This is a genomic window from Anabaenopsis elenkinii CCIBt3563 (assembly GCF_015245355.1).
Classification (GTDB): domain Bacteria; phylum Cyanobacteriota; class Cyanobacteriia; order Cyanobacteriales; family Nostocaceae; genus Anabaenopsis; species Anabaenopsis elenkinii.
Genome location: NZ_CP063311.1, coordinates 2,315,064 through 2,334,060, shown reverse-complemented (window position 1 = coordinate 2,334,060; position 18,997 = coordinate 2,315,064). Strand labels below are relative to the sequence as shown.

General features: G+C 42.5%; 20 protein-coding genes and 1 pseudogene. 14 read left to right on the top strand and 7 right to left on the bottom strand.

What is annotated here, in order from left to right; genetic code table 11:
• Positions 1–445: 445 nt before the first annotated feature.
• The 5 genes from IM676_RS10315 (at position 446) to IM676_RS10295 (ending at position 4,825) form a co-directional block, all read left to right on the top strand.
• Complete coding sequence (locus tag IM676_RS10315; RefSeq protein ID WP_200986837.1) at positions 446–1,171, top strand: ABC transporter permease; 726 nt, start codon at positions 446–448, stop codon at positions 1,169–1,171.
• A gap of 276 nt (positions 1,172–1,447) precedes the next feature.
• On the top strand, positions 1,448–3,298 hold the full coding sequence (locus tag IM676_RS10310; protein WP_200986836.1) for a bifunctional serine/threonine-protein kinase/formylglycine-generating enzyme family protein: 1,851 nt from the start codon (positions 1,448–1,450) through the stop codon (positions 3,296–3,298).
• Positions 3,299–3,325: 27 nt separating this feature from the next.
• Positions 3,326–3,811, top strand: coding sequence for a GNAT family N-acetyltransferase (locus tag IM676_RS10305; RefSeq protein WP_200986832.1), 486 nt, complete (start codon positions 3,326–3,328; stop codon positions 3,809–3,811).
• A gap of 93 nt (positions 3,812–3,904) precedes the next feature.
• A complete protein-coding gene (locus IM676_RS10300) occupies positions 3,905–4,279 on the top strand; it encodes an NINE protein (protein WP_200990157.1) in 375 nt (124 codons plus the stop codon).
• A 15-nt stretch (positions 4,280–4,294) separates the two neighbouring features.
• Positions 4,295–4,825, top strand: coding sequence for a helix-hairpin-helix domain-containing protein (locus IM676_RS10295; protein WP_200986831.1), 531 nt, complete (start codon positions 4,295–4,297; stop codon positions 4,823–4,825).
• Between the two features lie 3 nt (positions 4,826–4,828).
• On the opposite strand, the gene lepB is transcribed toward IM676_RS10295, so the two are convergent.
• A complete protein-coding gene (lepB, locus tag IM676_RS10290) occupies positions 4,829–5,401 on the bottom strand; it encodes a signal peptidase I (RefSeq protein WP_200990156.1) in 573 nt (190 codons plus the stop codon).
• Between the two features lie 222 nt (positions 5,402–5,623).
• Between lepB and IM676_RS10285 the strand changes: the two genes are divergently transcribed.
• On the top strand, positions 5,624–7,213 hold the full coding sequence (locus tag IM676_RS10285; RefSeq protein WP_404799792.1) for a SpoIID/LytB domain-containing protein: 1,590 nt from the start codon (positions 5,624–5,626) through the stop codon (positions 7,211–7,213).
• Positions 7,214–7,265: 52 nt separating this feature from the next.
• On the opposite strand, the gene IM676_RS10280 is transcribed toward IM676_RS10285, so the two are convergent.
• Both IM676_RS10280 and IM676_RS10275 read right to left on the bottom strand, forming a co-directional pair.
• On the bottom strand, positions 7,266–7,565 hold the full coding sequence (locus tag IM676_RS10280; protein ID WP_200986829.1) for a ferredoxin: 300 nt from the start codon (positions 7,563–7,565) through the stop codon (positions 7,266–7,268).
• A 98-nt stretch (positions 7,566–7,663) separates the two neighbouring features.
• A complete protein-coding gene (locus tag IM676_RS10275; RefSeq protein ID WP_200986828.1) occupies positions 7,664–7,975 on the bottom strand; it encodes a ferredoxin in 312 nt (103 codons plus the stop codon).
• A 278-nt stretch (positions 7,976–8,253) separates the two neighbouring features.
• Between IM676_RS10275 and IM676_RS10270 the strand changes: the two genes are divergently transcribed.
• Together IM676_RS10270 and map are read left to right on the top strand one after the other, a co-directional pair.
• Complete coding sequence (locus IM676_RS10270; RefSeq protein ID WP_200986827.1) at positions 8,254–9,273, top strand: Gfo/Idh/MocA family protein; 1,020 nt, start codon at positions 8,254–8,256, stop codon at positions 9,271–9,273.
• Positions 9,270–10,034: a type I methionyl aminopeptidase gene (map, locus tag IM676_RS10265; RefSeq protein WP_200986826.1), complete on the top strand. Its 765-nt coding sequence runs from the start codon at positions 9,270–9,272 to the stop codon at positions 10,032–10,034. Before IM676_RS10270 ends, map begins: the two co-directional genes overlap by 4 nt.
• 38 nt (positions 10,035–10,072) lie before the next feature.
• Here map and IM676_RS10260 read toward each other — a convergent pair whose 3' ends face one another.
• Together IM676_RS10260 and IM676_RS10255 are read right to left on the bottom strand one after the other, a co-directional pair.
• The gene (locus tag IM676_RS10260; protein ID WP_200986825.1) at positions 10,073–10,564 is read right to left on the bottom strand and encodes a DUF1499 domain-containing protein; all 492 of its coding nucleotides are present in this window, start codon (positions 10,562–10,564) and stop codon (positions 10,073–10,075) included.
• A 77-nt stretch (positions 10,565–10,641) separates the two neighbouring features.
• The gene (locus IM676_RS10255) at positions 10,642–10,893 is read right to left on the bottom strand and encodes a helix-turn-helix domain-containing protein (RefSeq protein ID WP_225880326.1); all 252 of its coding nucleotides are present in this window, start codon (positions 10,891–10,893) and stop codon (positions 10,642–10,644) included.
• Positions 10,894–10,946: 53 nt separating this feature from the next.
• Here IM676_RS10255 and IM676_RS20210 point away from each other — a divergent pair.
• From IM676_RS20210 to IM676_RS10235, 4 genes and pseudogenes are all read left to right on the top strand, one after another.
• Positions 10,947–11,108 (top strand): annotated as a pseudogene (locus tag IM676_RS20210) (transposase); the annotation flags it as partial.
• Positions 11,108–11,497, top strand: coding sequence for a pentapeptide repeat-containing protein (locus tag IM676_RS10245; protein WP_200986823.1), 390 nt, complete (start codon positions 11,108–11,110; stop codon positions 11,495–11,497). The pseudogene IM676_RS20210 and the gene IM676_RS10245, both read left to right, overlap by 1 nt.
• 47 nt (positions 11,498–11,544) lie before the next feature.
• Complete coding sequence (locus IM676_RS10240) at positions 11,545–12,417, top strand: S-methyl-5'-thioadenosine phosphorylase (protein WP_200986822.1); 873 nt, start codon at positions 11,545–11,547, stop codon at positions 12,415–12,417.
• Positions 12,418–12,506: 89 nt separating this feature from the next.
• Positions 12,507–13,469 carry an AraC family transcriptional regulator gene (locus IM676_RS10235; protein WP_200986821.1) on the top strand — a complete coding sequence of 321 codons (963 nt, stop codon included), beginning with the start codon at positions 12,507–12,509 and terminating at the stop codon, positions 13,467–13,469.
• Between the two features lies 1 nt (position 13,470).
• On the opposite strand, the gene IM676_RS10230 is transcribed toward IM676_RS10235, so the two are convergent.
• Together IM676_RS10230 and sat are read right to left on the bottom strand one after the other, a co-directional pair.
• A complete protein-coding gene (locus IM676_RS10230) occupies positions 13,471–15,630 on the bottom strand; it encodes a caspase family protein (protein WP_200986820.1) in 2,160 nt (719 codons plus the stop codon).
• 197 nt (positions 15,631–15,827) lie between these two features.
• Positions 15,828–16,994 (bottom strand): sulfate adenylyltransferase, encoded by a 1,167-nt coding sequence (sat, locus tag IM676_RS10225; protein WP_200990155.1) that lies wholly within the window; start codon positions 16,992–16,994, stop codon positions 15,828–15,830.
• 204 nt (positions 16,995–17,198) lie between these two features.
• On the opposite strand from sat, the gene IM676_RS10220 reads away from it, so the two are divergent.
• Positions 17,199–17,405 (top strand): hypothetical protein, encoded by a 207-nt coding sequence (locus tag IM676_RS10220; RefSeq protein ID WP_200990154.1) that lies wholly within the window; start codon positions 17,199–17,201, stop codon positions 17,403–17,405.
• A 350-nt stretch (positions 17,406–17,755) separates the two neighbouring features.
• Positions 17,756–18,997 carry a GNAT family N-acetyltransferase gene (locus tag IM676_RS10215; protein WP_225880325.1) on the top strand — a complete coding sequence of 414 codons (1,242 nt, stop codon included), beginning with the start codon at positions 17,756–17,758 and terminating at the stop codon, positions 18,995–18,997.

The window sequence follows — 18,997 nt, the reverse complement described above, 5'->3', positions numbered from 1 at the left end:
AATTAGTACTTTTTAATAAGCACATTAATTTAGATTGTATGGCTCATCTCCTATATTTGCTGTCTATCCTAGTAGGGAAATATTGTTTTGTTCAAGAGAGAAACTAAGTTATAGATGATTAAAATATCAGTAATTAAGTTCTCATATTTTTCTGGAAAATGTTCCGAAAAACAGAGACTTTTTCCGCAAAATTTCCTTGATTTAGACAAGTTTTTTATATTTTTTATGGTGGTGTTATTTTTGTTAATTTCATCCCATGGTAAGAGATACTTTATCTATCCTGCTCCCATACATAGGGCATAAATTTTATTTCCTATCCTCCAAAAGTATGAAATCATGGCATTGACAATGTTAAGATGTGATGTTGTTCAAAACACATCCATCCTGATCAAGGTGGATATTTATCCGAAACCCCAGGTTTTCAACAGTAATTTTATTTAAAGATATGTGCTTTTCTATACTAAACTTCGGTTTTGATAGCTTCAACCCTTCACCCGACCGTACAAATTACACCATAGGATTTACCGTCAATTGGTACAATATCTTCAGGTCTGAGGAATTTTTTTCAGCTTTAAAGAACAGTTTAATAATTTCCGTGACTGTAGTGGGTATTTTAGCTTTGCTGGGAACCTTAATGGTCATAGGATTGGGAGTTTATCAGCTTTCGAGTAAGAATTGGTACAGTGGTATTTCTTACCTCAGATTAATTATTCCAGATCTTGTCATCGCTGTAGCTATTTTAGTTTTTCTCGCAGCCTTTGTTATCCCCTTAAGCGTGTGGACAATTATTGCAGCTCATATAGTATTTTGCCTAGCTTATATGGTACTTGTGCTGTGTTCAAGAGTGGCAAATTTAGACTCCCACTTACTAGAAGCAGCTTTAGATTTGGGCGCTACACCAAGACAAGCATTTATGAAAGTATTACTACCTCAATTAACACCCAGTATTAGAACCAGTTGTCTCCTAGCTTTTGTCCTGAGTTTAGTGGATTTCCTCCTTGGTAGTTTGACATTAGGTAGCGGTTGTAACAATTTACAAGGGGAAATCCTTTGTCGCTTGAGAACAGAATTGCAGCCTGAGATCAATACTTTAAGTATTTTCCTGATTACAGGAGTTGTACTTATTGTCTTAGTTGCTGAATTTATCCGTGCTTTTGATAACAAAAAATAACCTGGATTGTGTACATAATTAACAACATGAGACACCCTTGACAAATTCCAGTCTTTTACCATATCATTTCTTGTGTGATCAAAATATATGATCCCAAGACTAAGCCTATTTAAATAGGAAGTATAAAAGAAAAACCAATAAAAATTCTGCATTTGTATTTTGCCCTTAAAGTATATATCCAGATCCACTGTTATTCAAGTTTACGGGTATACATAACTGTTCTGAATTTGATATTATTGGGGCCAAGTTTGGATAAGATGCTATTTCCTCCTCATTATGCAAATTTGCCAGAATCCCAATTGCTCTAATCCATTCAACCCTGAAGACAATAGATTTTGCATTAGTTGCGGACAAAGTAACTTTGGCCAACTTCTGAGAAATCGCTATCGCGTATTGAGACTTTTAGGAGAAGGTGGATTTAGTAGAACTTATGAAACTGAAGACGTAGACAGACTCAATGCTCCTTGCGTCATCAAACAATTTTTCCCTCAAGTTCAAGGAACAATTCAACGTAATAAAGCGGCGCAATTCTTCAAAGAAGAAGCATTTCGTTTGTATGAACTCGGAGAAAATCATACTCAAATACCAAGATTATTGGCTTATTTTGAACAAGGTTCTAGCTTGTACCTGGTTCAGGAATTTATACAAGGGAAAACTCTATTACAAGAGGTTCAGGAAAAACCCTTTAGTGAAGCGCAAATTTACCAACTTTTAACTGATTTATTACCAGTTCTGGAATTTATTCATGCTGCTAACATTATTCATAGAGATATTAAACCAGATAACATCATCCGCCGGGAAAGTGACGGTAAACCGGTATTAATTGATTTTGGTGGTGCGAAGCAGGTAACACAAACAACTTTAGCTCGACAGGCGACGGTTATTTATACTATTGGTTATGCTCCATCTGAACAAATGGCTGGCTTTCCCTGTCATGGAAGTGATTTATATGCTTTGGGTGTCACCTGCGTACGTCTGTTAACCCAATGTTTGCCAATACAAAATACCTATGGAGAGATTCTTGATCCTCTTTATGATGCCATGAACGGTAATTGGTTATGGCAAGAACAATTAGAGAAAAAGGGGATGTTCATCAGCGATGAGTTAAGCCGGATTTTAAATAAATTATTGAAACATTTAGCCAGTGAAAGATATCAATCAGCTTCGGAAGTTCTCAAAGATTTACAGGATAGTAAAAAATCCGCTGCTGAACCAAAAATTACAGAAATAATCTTACCTAAATTAATTCGATTACCATCGCCACCAAAACAATTAAAACCTCCATTACCCCCCTTAGAAACTTTTCAATTTGAAGTGGTGACCGTAGATACAGCAGGTAGAGAGGTCAACCACGATTTTCCGACGGCTAAATTTTTTACCGAAAAATTAAACGCAGTAGTAACACTGGAAATGGTTTCAATTCCTGGTGGTAGTTTTATGATGGGGTCGCCTGACTGTGAAGGAAATGCTGATGAACGCCCTCAACATAAAGTCACTCTCAAACCATTCTTTATGGGTAAATTTCCCATCACACAAGCTCAATGGAAAGCTGTAGCGGCTTTACCTGAAGTCAAACAACCCTTAAACCCACACCCCTCGAAATTTAAAGGAGCCAATCGTCCTGTAGAAAACGTATCCTGGTACGAGGCTGTGGAATTCTGCGCTAGACTGTCACAAAAAACTGGACGTGAATATCGTTTACCTAGTGAATCTGAATGGGAGTACGCTTGTCGGGCTGGAACTACGACATCCTACCACTTTGGCGAAATGATCACCACTGATTTAGTTAATTGTAGTAGCGATAGTTATGGTATGGATGTTAAGAGCAAATACCGCAGGGAAACAACTGATGTGGGCAGTTTTGCGATCGCCAATGCCTTCGGGTTGTATGATATGCATGGCCAGGTCTGGGAGTGGTGTGCTGATACTTGGCATAATAATTACTGTGGCGCACCTGGGGATGGTAGCGTCTGGGAGGCTGGTGGTGACTTTCATCGTCGCCTATTACGTGGGGGGTCTTGGAGTTTTGCAGCCGAACTTTGTCGCAGCGCTAGTCGTAACTGGAATGAGTCTGATGGTGGTTTAAGGATCTGCGGTTTTCGGGTGGTATTTGCTCCTGAACTGTGATTAATATGACCGTAACTAATAATTTTTATGTCTAATAATCAATGTCTGAATATTATGCAAACGAGGGATATTGTAGATTTTATTCCACTTTTGCAAGAGTTGGAGTTTGGGGATCAATTTAGTTTAGCTATGTTGAGGTGGTGTGGTATTGGCCAGCATGATCCCACTATTAGTTTCTGGGAGGTATATATTGCTAAGTTGGTGGGTGAATCAATCGGTGTTATGGGTCTTTATCAATTAAGTGATAGCCCCTCTCATGTTGTATGGATAGGATGGTTTGGTTTGCGTCCACAGTTTTGCAGACAAGGCTGGGGAACAATCATGATGGATAGGTTAAAGGAGTATGCACGGAGTTTTGAATTTCAAGAACTGTGGGTTTTTACCAATTATGATAATTTTGCAGGGATCTCATTTTACGAAAATTATGGTTTCTTGCGCTTAGGTGAGGCTGTTGATGTTTGTCCGGGTAAAACCCATGATTTATCGGACATAATTCTTAGATATAGCTGGTAAAGTTCTCTGCAAACCACTTATTTGGGTTTAAACTTGACTGTAGAAAGTCCTAGTGCTGGGTGGATGGGAAATATGTTAAATATGTTAAATATTATGTTAAATAAACGCAAAAGTCGCAGCATTGCAGCAATTTTGGCGCTGTCTGGTACGCTGACTATTTCGGGGTTACATAAGTTTTATTTGGGACAACCTCTTTGGGGTGTGTTGTATGTTTTACTGTCCTGGACACCTATCCCTAAGGTAGCAAGTGCTATTGAGGGGGTTTGGTATTTGGCACAGGATGAAGCGGCTTTTGACCGTCATTTTAATTTGGGGCGGTCTGCAGTTAAACATCCTATCTCTACGGGTAGTCAGGTAGAAGATATGGCTAAGGCTATGCGTGAGTTGGATACCCTGCGCCAAGATGGATTGATTTCTGAGTACGAATTTGAGCAAAAGCGCCGCCAGATCCTAGAGCAAATTTCTTGATGTCAGCAACAAACTATGAACTGGCTACCTTTAAACCTTAAGTTACAAAAACTCCGCGCTCAACTTCTCAATGACCCTTATTATCGATTACAGTCCGGGGAGGAAATTCAGCTGGCGGTAAAATTGGGGATTCGCATTGATGCTAATCAAGCTACTGTAGACGATTGGTTACGCCTACCAGGGTTGTCCATCCACCAAGCGCGATCGCTGGTGGAATTGTCGCGATCTGGGGTTAAATTTTATTGTATTGAAGATGTGGCGGCGGCTTTAGGTATGCCAAGACAGCGATTAGAACCATTAGCGCCGCTACTGAGTTTTATTTATTATGACAACGAATCTCTAGATGCTCCTCACCAGTTAGTTAACCTCAATACTGCTACCGTTGAGCAATTAGTGCAAATTCCTTTTATAGATGTGTCTCTAGCGGAGGCTGTGGTGCAAAATCGTCTCTCAGCTGGGAGCTACCGCAACTTGGCGGATTTCCAACGACGATTGCAGCTAACCGGTGAGACCATAGCCCAGCTGATGTATTTTCTCAGGTTTTGAGATTCAAAGAAAGCCTATGCGGTCAACAGGCCAAAAGCGAAATGCTGCGCGACCGATGATATTTTGTCTGGGTAAAAAACCCCAGTAGCGAGAATCGTTACTATCGTTACGGTTATCTCCCATGACAAAATATTGATCTTCTGGAATTTGTACGGGGGGAAATGGCTGATTTGCAGGTTCGGCAATGTAGTCTTCTTTTAAGGGTTGACCGTCGAGGTAAACTTGACCATTACTGACTTTGAGGATTTTACCAGGGATACCAATGATACGCTTAATAAAGGCTTGATCTTGGGGATATCCCCGGCGTTGTAGTTCGGCGGGGGGCTGAAAAACGATAATATCTCCCTGGGAGGGAGGGTGAAAACGGTATGAGACTTTTTCTACTACTAAGCGATCGCCTGTATGTAAGGTAGGTACCATGGAGTCTGAAGGTATATAGCGGGGTTCGGCAATAAATATTCTGATGATCACTGCTAAACATAGGGCGATCGCTATCAGAATTAAATTTTCTTGCCAACTGCTCCATCCTTTCGATGGGGTAGGGGCTGGTTTAGTATCACTTTCGCGAACATTCATAAAGATTTGAGTTAGTTGCAATGGTGTAACAAATATAGCAAACGCCAAGGGTGGGGAATTTGTCATGTTTTCACACAGACCTCTGTTGGTTACAGCACCTAAATAATTGTGAGAACTTTTCTAGGTATAAAAGGTCTATTAATTTCTAGATTAAGGTGGAAACATGAGGAAAATTTGAGTAATGGTTAGTATTTTGGCATTGGCAAGAATCAGATGACTACAATGAAATCTCATTTATGGCGTTTTTCCTATACCGCCCTGACAACACTTTCCTTGGTTTTGTTGACGGGTGCTTCAGCTGTTAAGAACACAAATCAGGATCTAGAACTGAGAATCGGTATTGTGCAACGATTTGGCGAGAATCCGCAAGTCAAGTTGCAATTGGAACCAACACCAGGCGATCGCTTACAGCTAAGATTTACAGCAGGTAATCGGGAAAAAAAACTAGTTACCCAGAACCCAGTCGAGCTGAAAACGGTTATGGAATCCTTACCCCGGGTTGGGATAGAGGAGGTGGTGGTTTTAGGTACATACCGCACCTTTGAAACCGCCGAAGACAGCGCACAAAGTTGGCGTTCCCAGGGAATAGAGGTGGAAATAGGGCAACCCGCTAGCTGGCAAGTTTGGGCGAAACGGGATATTTATGATACTCCCTTACTGCGGCGCTTACTCTTCGAGAGTGTGCAAGCTGCTGGTAAGGAGATGGCATATATTGACACCAAGATTTTGGCAGAAGTACCCAGAGTTACTTGGGAAATAAACGGCCAGCGTTACAGCCCAAATCACTTAGAAATTAGCACAAATAAACAATTAATTCGAGTCAGAGAAGGGGAAAAACTCGAACATAATCGTTTATATCCAGGATGGTTGACTTTACAGCCCAACGCCTATGGTACATATACTTTAGTCAATGAAGTACCTTTAGAAAGTTATTTGCGTGGGGTTGTACCTCACGAAATTGGTACAAATGCACCCACCACAGCGGTGGAAGCCCAAGCAATTCTCGCCCGCACTTATGCTTTAAGGAATTTGCGCCGGTTTGCCATTGATAATTATCAATTATGTGCTACCACTCACTGCCAAGTTTATTATGGTTTGAGTGGAGCCGTTCCCAGGACTGATCAAGCGATCGCCGCCACCAGGGGGATGATTTTAACTTATAATAACCAGCTAGTGGATGCCCTGTATTCTTCGACTACCGGCGGTGTGACTGCTTACTTTAGTGATGTCTGGAATGGTGAAGATCGTCCTTATTTACGCCCAGTAGTAGATGCTGCAACCAACTTGTGGGATTTATCTCTAAAGAGTTTAGCTGATGAAACCAACTTTCGTGAGTTTATTAACCGCCGTGAAGGATTCAACGAAAGTACCTGGAATACTTTTCGTTGGCACAAAGAAACTCCCATTGATGATATTAACCGACTTTTACAAAGATTCCTGGAAATCAAAAATAGTCCCTATGCCAAATTTAACACAGTTGAGGCTATGTCTGTAGTCAAGCGTAGTCGTAGTGGGAGGATTCTTGAACTGAGGGTGAAGACAGATATCGGTACTTTTACCCTGGAGAAAGACGAGATTCGTAGCGCTTTTGCCGCTCCCAGAAGTACCCTATTTTATATAGAACCCCTCAAAAAAGGTACAGCAAATTTGTGGGGATATGCTTTTATTGGTGGTGGACTAGGACATGGGGTTGGTTTAAGTCAAACTGGGGCGCAGAATTTAGCTAAACTAGGTTGGTCAAATTCGCGAATTTTACAGTTTTATTACCCTGGTACCCAAATTCAAACTCTTAATAACAACATCAAATTTTAGCTCTACCCCTGCATACTCCTGCTGTTGCAGGAGTATGTCACACGGTGAACTCTTAGTACAGGTCTTCTTCTTTGTGAGTTTCGATAGTGCAGTCAGAAGTTGGTTTAGCAACGCAGGTTAGTACATATCCGGCTTCAATCTGCTCATCATCTAAGAATGACTGGTCAGATTGGTCAACAGTACCGCTGACAATTTTACCAGCACAGGTGGAGCAAGCACCAGCACGGCAAGAAAAGGGTAAGTCAAGACCAGCTTCTTCGGCGGCGTCAAGAATAATGGTATCTTCGTCGCACTCAATTGTCTGGTTTAAACCTTCAGATTCATTAATTAATGTGACTTTGAAAGTAGCCATTTAGTTATCCTCTCTTGTTGATAGCGCGTACTAAGCAGATTGTAATTCTTCTTTGTGAGTTTCAATTGTGCAGTCAGAAGTTGTGTCAGCAACACAGATCAAGACATAGCAGATTGTAATTCTTCTTCTTTGTGAGTTTCAATTGTGCAGTCAGAAGTTGGGTAAGCAACACAGGTCAAGACATATCCCTGGTCAATCACGTCGTCGTCTAAGAATGATTGGTCAGATTGGTCAACAGTACCGCTGACGATTTTACCACCACAGGTTGAGCAAGCTCCGGCACGGCAGGAGTAGGGTAAGTCAATACCGGCTTCTTCGGCTGCATCAAGAATATAGGTATCGTCGTCACAGTCAATTGTGGTATTTAAGCCTTCTTCTTCATTAATTAATGTGACTTTGAAAGTAGCCATTGAGTTATCCTCTCTTAATTTGAACGGCAGTATAAGTTATCCTGAAATAAACCATAAGGCTATCTTTATGGGATGAGCCGCCGATTCTCCACTGCTTCAATTCTGATACTACGGGAAAAATTGCCGGTTTGAACTGAAAATCAACCCCGATTAGTAATGAAGTTTAGTTAGTAAATAAATATAAGTTTATTTTATGTATTTTCTCCCTGGGGGGCAAATATCATACCTGCAGCCAAGTAGCTATTCCAATTCCCGTCAAAAACACAACTGTAAGGATCATGTATAATTCAGAAGCAGCTTTGGAAACAGCAAAAGTGCGTGTAGGCTTAGTTGGTACGGGATATGCGGCAAAATTACGGGCTGAAGCATTGATTGGTGATCAGCGAACAAATCTAGTAGCGATCGCAGGTCATCACCCAGAAAATACAGCCGCCTTTGCCCAAAAATATCAGACAGAAGTGTTAACTGATTGGGGAAAACTAGTAGAACGTGAAGATATTGATTTGGTGGTGATTTCCACAATTAACCGCGATCATGGTGCGATCGCCCGTGAGGCACTTTTACAAGGTAAACACGTAATTGTCGAATATCCTTTATCTCTAGATGTGACGGAAGCACAGGAGTTGATCGCCCTAGCCAAATCCCAAAATAAACTCTTACACGTTGAACACATAGAACTTTTAGGTGGGTTACATCAAGCTGTACGGGAGAACTTAGGTGAAGTCGGCGATATTTTTTATGTCCGCTACAGCACCATTAACCCTCAGCATCCCGCACCCCGCAGATGGACTTATAACCATGAATTGTTTGGTTTTCCTTTAATTGGTGCCTTATCTCGATTACATCGTCTCACCAATTTATTTGGTAAAGTATTGTCAGTCAACTGTCATCACCGATATTGGCAGACAGAACCGGACTACTATCAAACTTGTTTCTGTATCAGTCAACTGTGCTTTGAAAATGGACTGTTAGCACAAGTTGTTTATGGTAAAGGCGAAACCCTTTGGGAAGCAGAACGGAAACTTGAAGTTCACGGCGCAAAAGGTGGTTTAATTTTTGATGGCGATCAAGGACTGTTGATTAAGTCTGGAGGAAAAACACCCATAGAAGTTGGCACTCGTCGGGGTTTGTTTGCTAAAGATACAAATATGGTGTTAGATCATCTTTTTTATGGCACTCCTTTGTATGTCACCCCGGAAGAAAGTTTATATGTCCTTCAGGTGGCTGATGCTATCCAAAGAGCTGCACAGACGGGTTTAACTATCTTTATCAACGATTCAGCCAAAGAAAATTTATGAAAACTGAACCAATTGTCATTTTATCTACAAGGGAAATCGAAAAAATGCGTCGCGCCGGACGCTTGGCGGCCCAATTATTACAGCACCTGGAACCAATGGTCAAACCGGGGGTAACGACTCTGCAATTAAATGATGAAGCCGAACGTTGGACACAAGCCCACGGAGCTAAGAGCGCACCCCTGGGTTATAAAGGCTATCCCAAGTCAATTTGTACTAGTGTGAATGAGGTCGTCTGTCATGGTATTCCCAACGCCAAGCAAGTCCTCAAAAACGGCGATATTATCAATATTGATGTCACACTGATTGTTGATGGTTACCATGGTGATACATCTAAAACTTTCTTTGTGGGTACTCCTTCGCCAAAAGCCCAGCAGCTGGTAGAGGTGACTGAAGAATGTCGCCGCCTGGGTATTGCTGAAGTTAAGCCAGGGGCAAAAATTGGGGATATTGGTGCTGCTATTCAAGAGTATGCTGAATCCCAAGGGTTTTCTGTGGTGCGGGACTTTGTGGGACACGGAATTAGTAATATTTTCCACACAGCGCCAGATATTCCCCATTATGGTACTAGGGGAAAGGGTAAACGCCTCCGACCAGGAATGGTGTTTACTATTGAGCCGATGATTAATGTCGGTACTTGGGAGGTTGAGGTTCTCAGTGATGGTTGGACTGCTGTGACTCGCGATCGCCAACTCTCTGCCCAATGTGAACATACTCTGGTGGTCACAGAAACGGGGGTAGAAATTCTCACTGTGGCTGCTTGAGATACTCCCACGGCTTTAAGCTGTGGGATGACCTGAGATTAAATGTTTAAATCTTGCAAAGCTAAACGAATTTGCTCTACACGTCTGCGGTTGACACCTAAATCTGATTCTCCCACACGAGATGCAGAACGGGTGTGAATCACTGATTGATCACTGGGCAAATAAAATTCTACATCATCCACAAATTTAAAGATCCGGCTTTTGGAGAGAGCATGAATGTAATTATCTGTCTGTTCTATCACTTCTGTCCTAGGAACAACACTGAGGACTTGCAGTAAGGTTTTTCGTGCTGTGTCTCGGTCTACATGATAAGTGATGGGGTCAATGGCGTGTTTAGCATCGGCATTTTGGCTGACAACACAGTTATTGGAAGGGGGACAAGGGCTAAGTTGACCGTTTTTAACTCCTAAGGTAGAAGCATCAGCCCAAGTATTGCCTGTAAAGAGTATACCAGTCATGACGGTGCAGAGAATCACCATGGTGATCAGCCGCAGGAGTTTGTGGGTGAAATTGGCTAGCAGATGGGACATGTTGACATATTTACCGACCTTGAAGGTCGGTGATTCTTGACAGTTCACAGTAACTCGCTGCCGAAACAGTCTTACAGTCACTCCCTATCTAAACACCTAAGAGACTGTTGTAATGGCACTGAAGAAACATCAGATAGCCATTTTCTTGCTTCAGTCTTTTTAGCTTGGGTTAGCATTGCCGAGAGTTTGTTGTACCCAAGCAGCTTTTCAGATTGTTTGCACAAACCTAGAGCATCATTCCAGACAACTCTAACACAACCATACAACCGAGCTAAACTCTGTTGCTGTTGGTCTGTCGGGTAAAATCTGTACTGATATCTAGCTTTCATGCTTTGTGCTAAAATTTGTCTGTTAAGATAGATTCTACAGTGTTTACCCAAAAATGACAAGTGGTTTAAGACATGAAAGACACAGTATTTCAGACCTGAAAATACACTTGGTTTGTGTCACTAAGTATAGAAGAAAAATTCTTACACATGAAAGTCTTGAACTAATTTACAAATCAGTATTAGTGAATGTTAGCAAAAAAGTATCGGTGCTTATATGGCGGAAACAAATTCTCAAGAGAATAATATTAATACTACCTTGACTCTTTTAGAAAGGTATGCGGCAGGAAAACGGGATTTTACTGGGGTTAACTTAGGTAAGGCTGATTTGCAAGGTGTTGATCTCAAAGGATGTGACTTTAGCTATGCTGACTTGAGCGAAGCTAATCTGAATGGTGCTAATCTCAGAGGTTGTGACCTGAGTTTTGCTAACCTAGCTCAAGCTGATTTGCAAAATGCTGACCTGCGGGGTGCTTTGTTGTTTGCGGCGGATTTGCGTCAAGCTAATCTCAGGGGTACGAAATTAGAAAAAGCTGACTGCGATCGCAATACTCTTTTTCCTGATCACTTTGACCTAGTTTCAGTGGGATTGCGAATACAAGAGTAATACCAATTATACTAATTATACTAAATCAAGAATGAGATGAGAGAATTATGGCACTAGCTCGGATTGGGATTATTGGCGGTAGTGGTCTGTACAAAATGGCAGACTTAAAGGATGTAGAAGAATTAGAGATTAAAACCCCTTTTGGTTCCCCATCTGATGCTGTAATTTTGGGAACCCTGGGAACAGAAAGAGTAGCATTTTTAGCAAGACATGGTCGTAATCATACTTTAATGCCCTCTGAGTTGCCTTTTCGCGCTAATATCTATGGGATGAAGCAGCTGGGGGTAGAGTATTTAATTTCAGCCAGTGCGGTGGGGTCTTTGAAAGCAGAAGCTAAACCCCTGGATATGGTGATTCCAGATCAATTTATCGACAGAACTAAAAATCGGGTTTCCACATTCTTTGGGGAGGGAATTGTGGCTCACATTGCCTTTGGTGACCCCATTTGTCGCAATTTAGCTGGGGTGTTAGCCTCTGCGATCGCATCTTTAAATTTACCAGATGTGACACTGCATCGCGGTGGTACTTATGTCTGCATGGAAGGCCCCGCGTTTTCCACCAAAGCTGAATCCCATCTTTACCGCAGTTGGGGCGCAACAGTAATTGGGATGACCAACTTACCAGAGGCGAAGTTAGCCAGGGAGGCGGAAATTGCCTATGCAACTTTAGCCCTGGTGACAGATTACGATTGCTGGCACCCGGATCATGATAGTGTGACGGTAGAAATGATAATTGCTAATTTGCAGCGTAACGCGGTGAATGCGCAAAAGGTTATTCAAGAAACTGTCAGGCGTTTGAGTGAAAATCCCCCAGTCAGTGATGCTCATTCGGCGTTGAAATATGCGATTTTAACTCAGTTAGATCAAGCACCGGAGGCAACTAAACAAAAGCTAGAATTATTATTACGCAAGTATTATTAATTCATAGGAGCTAGCCATAATCTTGAATTGGTGAGACGATTGTAATATAAATTATTTCAATTTAGCAATTACAATTTAAACCTCACCTTATGGTAAATCTACTCAGGCAAAATTTTCACAAACCACAATTAGACCATCATCCCAGTGTTAATTCCCAGACCAGGGAGTTAAAGGTATATCCCCAGGAGTTTAATACCATACGCAGGGTTTTACCCTATCAGCCCACTATTTGCAACTCCCTGCAAGCAGATCAAGTGATCATGCTCCACTATGATCAACTACCTCCCCATGAAATTCCAGAACACTGTGTTAATGGATACCAGTTTTTTGGGGTGTTTGATATCAATTGCAAAACTGAATTAGAATGTCGGTTAGACGGTAAGCTATACCCCCGTAAACTAGCGGGTTCTGGGGGTATAGGTATTTTTCCTGATGGATCATCTCACTGGGCTACATGGAATCAAGACATGGGGATTACTTTGTTTTTTCTGAAAACGGAGTTGGTGAATGACCTGGCCCGGGATAGGATCACCAATGGTGATGTGGCAATGATTCCCCGTTCTGGTGTAGAGGATGGAGGGGTTTATCATTTAGGGATGGCTTTAAAGGCTGAACTAGCAGCGCCACCAGATTCTCAAACGGGGTCTGTTTATCAAGATACATTGATCAACGCCCTAGTGATGCGCCTGGTAAAGCACCATTCTAGCGCTGTTATTCGACGGCGAAAGCATCCTGGGGGTTTGAGTGTATCTACCTTAAAACTGTTAATTGATTATATTGATAGCTATCTTGACCAAAATATCAGGTTGGCTGACCTGGCGACACTGGCAGGTTACAGTCAGGTATATCTATGCAGTGTGTTTAGAGAGTCCATGGGAATTCCATTGCATCAGTACATTATTCAGCAGCGGGTAAAACGTGCAATACCCATGTTGCGCTCATCTCAAATGTCCATAGCTGAGATTGCTGTATCCTGTGGATTTTATAGTCATAGTCACTTAACCCGTCATTTCAAGCGCGTCATGGGAGTCACCCCCAAGGAATATCGGTAGTTCAGGCGACTTGAAAATCAAAGTTGAAACTAGCCCAATTTTTCACATCCAATACATAAGATTCGGTAGATGTGATGTTAGTTTCCGATGTGACTGCACTGGCGTTATGCAAATCCTGCAATAATACTTGAGCAATTTCTAAAGGTTTCAATAATGCGCCAAAGGGTCTTTGGTCTGTGATGGGATACTTGGCTTTTTCTAAAAATCCTAGTGTTTCCCTAAAGGGGGCGGTGCTGAAAATCATTTGGTGTTCACATTCGTATGCTGGCCCTGGGATCATCCATTCGGAATCTGTGACACCTTTGGGTAATACAACGGTTTCACCGGGGGGAATAACTACTTGTTGGAATAAGGGTTTAGAGTTAGAGTATGTAGATTCTTCTGCGGATTGCCAAGGATAAAAGGCGATGGCGTTGATGTTGTTTTTTAATCCCAGCAGCATTAAGTAGATGGGGCGATCGCCCTGATTTTGTAATCGGTACTGCATGCGGCTGCCAACGGGTACAATGGGATTCATCAGGGCTGTGAGCAGGTATTTACTTTGCTGTTGTCCGGGGTTGAGAGTGCGTGTAGTTTCCCGTTGCATGACGACGCGGGGTGATAAGTTGTTAATAATTTCCAGGGTAGCTTTGACTGGTAAGCCCGAAGAACCTTCATTTTCTGTGAGTCGCCATAACTTTGTGGCTAGGAGGGTGGTTAATTTGGGGACTAATCTTTGCACGACTAATTTTACCGCTTCCCCCGGTTCTCCAGATGTGTTAGCTATGAGTTTACCACCGGGGGTAAATAAACCATAGCGACTGGGAGTTTCTAAGAGTTTACTAAATACACAATCTGCTGCTTGTTCTCCTGCGACTACGGTAGTCACATGGTCAATTCCAGCAAAGGCGCTTGTGGCATCTACGCGCTCGATTCTTTCTAATCTTGTATCTAAACCCACTATTAAATTAACATTTCGGGGTAATACCCGCACGGCTTCCTGAAATACCTGTCCTACAAGTGGGGAGCTTGGTGATAAGGGTGATAAAGGTGGTAAAACTTTAGATATTTGAGCTTTGGCTGTTAAGCCGTTGCGCGATCGCAATACTAACTGTTCTCCTGTTGGTAGGTGGAATCGGGAATTAGTGCCATAATGTTCTAAGACTTGTGGCGGTAGTCCAGTTAAAAATATTTGGGCTGTTTTCCCATCATCTTCCAGGGCTGTAATGACTCCCTCCCCGCCCACTGGGCTATCTGGGAGGAGTAAATTCTCCACGGTTAATGGTTTGAGGGGATTTTTGGACTCATTTAATAATCCTGGCTGCTGATTACTTCCCAGCTTATGCATATAGCTCCCCACATGGGAAAGAGTGAATCTAATTGTAGTTGCTGGTGTGGTTTCCCATAGGTATTGGGTTAGGGTGTAGGTAAATAAACCGGCGCACAACCCAGAAAATAGTATTTCCCTGGCTAGCTGTTGAGTGTCTGAAGTAGCAGACAACACCACTGGGTAAATGGGGTTAGAGTTTTGATTTTTGAGTTGTTGTAAGAACTCCAGTTCCTCAGTTGCTAGTTGTGCTTGTGTTGATTCTGGACGGACGCGAATTTGCCAACCTATGGGTAGACTGCTGGGAGCATGAAAGCTGGTATCTAATACAGCAGTGACTCTGTTTGTGGGCAGCGATCGCAATAATAATTCTACTGTTTCTGCTAATATATAGTTGACTATTTCCCCTTTGTGTCGTAATAGGGGATCATAAGCTGGAACTAAAGCATTTTGCACCGTATCAATAAATATACCGGACTTAATTCTGGTGCCATAGCCACTAAAGTGGAACACCGCCACATCATCAGCTTTGAGTTGCTGGGTGAGGTGTTCTTTAAAGGCTGTCTCAATGGAGTTCCTGGTAGCATCTTCATCAGTTAAAGTCAGGATATCTGAGCTTTGGAAGCCAAACCGATGAATTAACAATTCTTTTTGCAGTTCCACATCAGTGAGACAACCACTTAAAGACAAACCTTTTTGGTATTGATTAATGCCAACCAATAATGCTAATTTACGTTGACCAGACTGTGCCAAAGCTTGGGAGTAGCGATCGATTAAAGTCAACCACTGACCCTCACTTATACCCAATACCGCTAATATAGAACCGATTCGTCGTAAAAAAGACCGCCGCTTCATCAAAACCTCCCAGGACACTCCCAGCTACCCTGACCACTTAAGTATGACTTAGTATCTGAGTGGTTAACACTCAGATACTCAGACAAAAAATCACAACTTGCTATCAGTCTTCAGCTAACAGCTTATAAGGCTGAAGCCTTAACTGTAAAGTTAGGGTTTATACAATTTTCCCATAGACCACTACCTTAAGTAGATGCTTAGGCTTGCATCGCGCGCGCCAACTCGGTTGCTACTTCGGGACGAGAAAATTCTGGCGGTGGTAATTCACCCCGGCGCAGCATTTCTCTAACTTTAGTTCCTGAGAGGTGAACGCGCTCCTGTGGCTGACTAGGACTAGTTTTAGTTGTAGCCATTTGCTTAGTGCGTGTGCAGTAGAAAGCGTGTTCAAACTTCATGGGTACTATACCTAGTTCACCCGGATCAAACTCGTCAAAGATATACTGAGCATCGTAAGTGCCGTAATAATCACCCACACCAGCATGATCCCGTCCGACAATAAAGTGAGTACAACCGTAATTTTTCCGCACTAAAGCATGAAAAATTGCTTCCCGTGGCCCAGCATAACGCATGGCTGCTGGATTAATTGCTAAAATCACTCTATCTTTAGGATAATAATGTTCTAACAAAATTTCATAGCAACGCATCCGGACATCGGCGGGAATATCATCTTCTTTTGTTGCTCCGACCAAGGGGTGCAGAAACAAACCATCAACGGTTTCTAAAGCACACTTTTGGATATATTCGTGGGCGCGGTGGATGGGGTTACGGGTTTGAAAACCAACGATGCTTTTCCAACCTTTATCCTGAAACATCTGTCGGGAAGCGGCGGGATCGATTTGGTAGGCGGGAAAGTGGCTATGGGGATGGCGTTCTAATAGCCAAATATCACCCGCCAGATTTACAGAACCTTGGTTATAGACTACCTGCACCCCGGGATGTTTGGTATCATCAGTGCGGTAAACATTAATTACCTCTTGGGTTTGATCATAGAGATACTTTTGCGTCAGGTGCAAAACTCCGATAAATTTACCATTGGGATTGTCCAAACGGATGAGGCTACCCTCTGATAATGGGGAGGCTATTTCTGTTGTGACTGATAGTGTAATTGGTATTGACCAGACGACGCCATTAGCTAGCCGCATTTCTTGGACGACGCGAGTGTAGTCGGCTTGGTTCATAAAACCTGTGAGGGGACTAAACCCGCCGATAGCAATCATTTCTAAGTCAGAAACCGCCCGCGCATCAAGTTGTACTCGTGGCAAAAAGTCGGCTTTGGAGAGAAATTCTGCCTTTTCTTCTGGTGTAGCGATACGGTTAACCAATTGTCCACCGTGGGGTGCAATGGCATCTGGATGTTGAGTCAACGTCATCCCCTTTTTCTTGTAAGTGCGATTGTTTCAAACTATTTACTAAGTTATCAAAATGCTGGTAACCAGTTGATAAAGAGTTTTTCACCAAAAGAACATTAAACTTCATTACAGATTAAGAAGTTAAGCAAAACAATGTGATAAGTTCTGATGATGTCAAGACATGGCCACACCAAAGAAGAGAAGGAGAACCAAGTGACAGTGGAATCAAATATCTCAATGGGCGCAGTTGTACACAATGAAGATTTCAGCGAATATGTTGCTCACTTGCAACTTCATATGACTCTACAAGCCCGCAATCTGGTTCCCACACTCAAGGAGACACTTTCAGTTGCAGATAGCCGAGAGCAACTTCTACACCAAACTCAAGCGGACTTTGAGAAGCTAATTTCCCGAAAAGGGCTGTAAAAATAGAGAAATTTGCAGCGCGGTTACCTTGGCGGCTGAAATCAGGTTGTTGAATATATCGTTAAAGATTTTTGCCCTTTAGCACCACAATTACTGCATAGTACTGCATACTCAGGAGAAGCAATAATCCCTCTGGTCAACTTTTCACGCAGGTGTTGAAGCCACTGGCGGAGATTGTATGCGATCTGTGTCGCGCCGGTCTTTTGGGCTGTTCATCTTTTCCAGCCCTGGGATATCGGTTAAAAAAATCACTCTTGGGTAGCAATAGGCAGGAGTGAAAAGCGGTTAAGATGATCGTAGCACTTCCTCATCAAGCAGTCAGTTAAGGCTAAATGGCAGATCTAATTAAGATGAATTCATTACTTCCTCGAAACCTCAGCGTTGTCATCCGTCCAGCCCAATACCGGGATTTAGACCCGATGGAGCAAATAACTCAAGACTCATTATCAGAGTTAACTCCCAAACAGGCTGAAATTGTCATTAACCAGATGCAATGGTTACGGCGTTGGTATGGATTACTCAAATTTTTGAGTTGGTTTCCTAACCCATTGAAGTACCGTTTCTGTGCCTACGTAGCAGAACAGGGGCGACTAATGTTAGGAATGATTCAAGTATCACCTTTCAACCGTACACGTAGTACATGGCGAATTGACCGGGTAATGCTGGCCAAATCCTTGGATAAACAAGGAGTAGGCTCGCAACTGTTGCGCCATTGCTTTGAATCGATTTTAGAAGCTCGAACTTGGTTATTAGAAGTTAATATTAATGATAAAGATGCTTTAGCACTATATCGGCACAATGGATTTCAGCGCCTGGCGGAAATGACCTACTGGGAAATTGAACCGCAATTACTGGCTGTATTAGCCCAAGCAGAGCCCGACTTGCCTAATCTTTTGCCTGTAAGTAATGCCGATGCTCAATTACTCTATCAGTTAGATACAGCATCAATGCCTCCTTTAGTGCGTCAGGTATTTGACCGCAATACACGGGACTTTAAAACTAGTCTGTTGGGCGCTCTAGCTGATGCTGTGAAGCAGTGGTTGACAAAAACGGAAGTGGTGAGTGGCTATGTGTTTGAACCCCAACGTAAAGCAGCTATCGGGTATTTTCAAGTCCAACTAGACCGCAAAGGCGAAACTCCCCATGTGGCGACCCTGACAGTTCACCCCGCTTATACCTGGCTATATCCAGAGTTGCTTTCGCAATTAGCGCGAATTGTCCAAGATTTCCCCCAACAAGGTTTACAATTAGCATCCTCAGACTACCAAGCTGAACGAGAAGAGTATTTAGAACGCATTGGGGCCAAGCGTATAGAACATACTCTGGTGATGTCTCGCTCAGTTTGGCATAAGTTACGGGAGTCGAAATTTGTTTCCTTAGAAGGAATTCAGTGGAGTGGGGTGCTGCAAGGTTTACAACCGGCGCGTAAACCTATACCAGGTGGGATGTCATGGGTAAGACCAACCAACCAATCACCATCAGACAGTTCGGCACCAATCAAATCAGAACCTATAACCTTTAAGTGCGATAATTTGAGTATGGAAGCATTGCCGATTCATGAATCCACAGAGCAGCCAAAACAGGAGAACTAG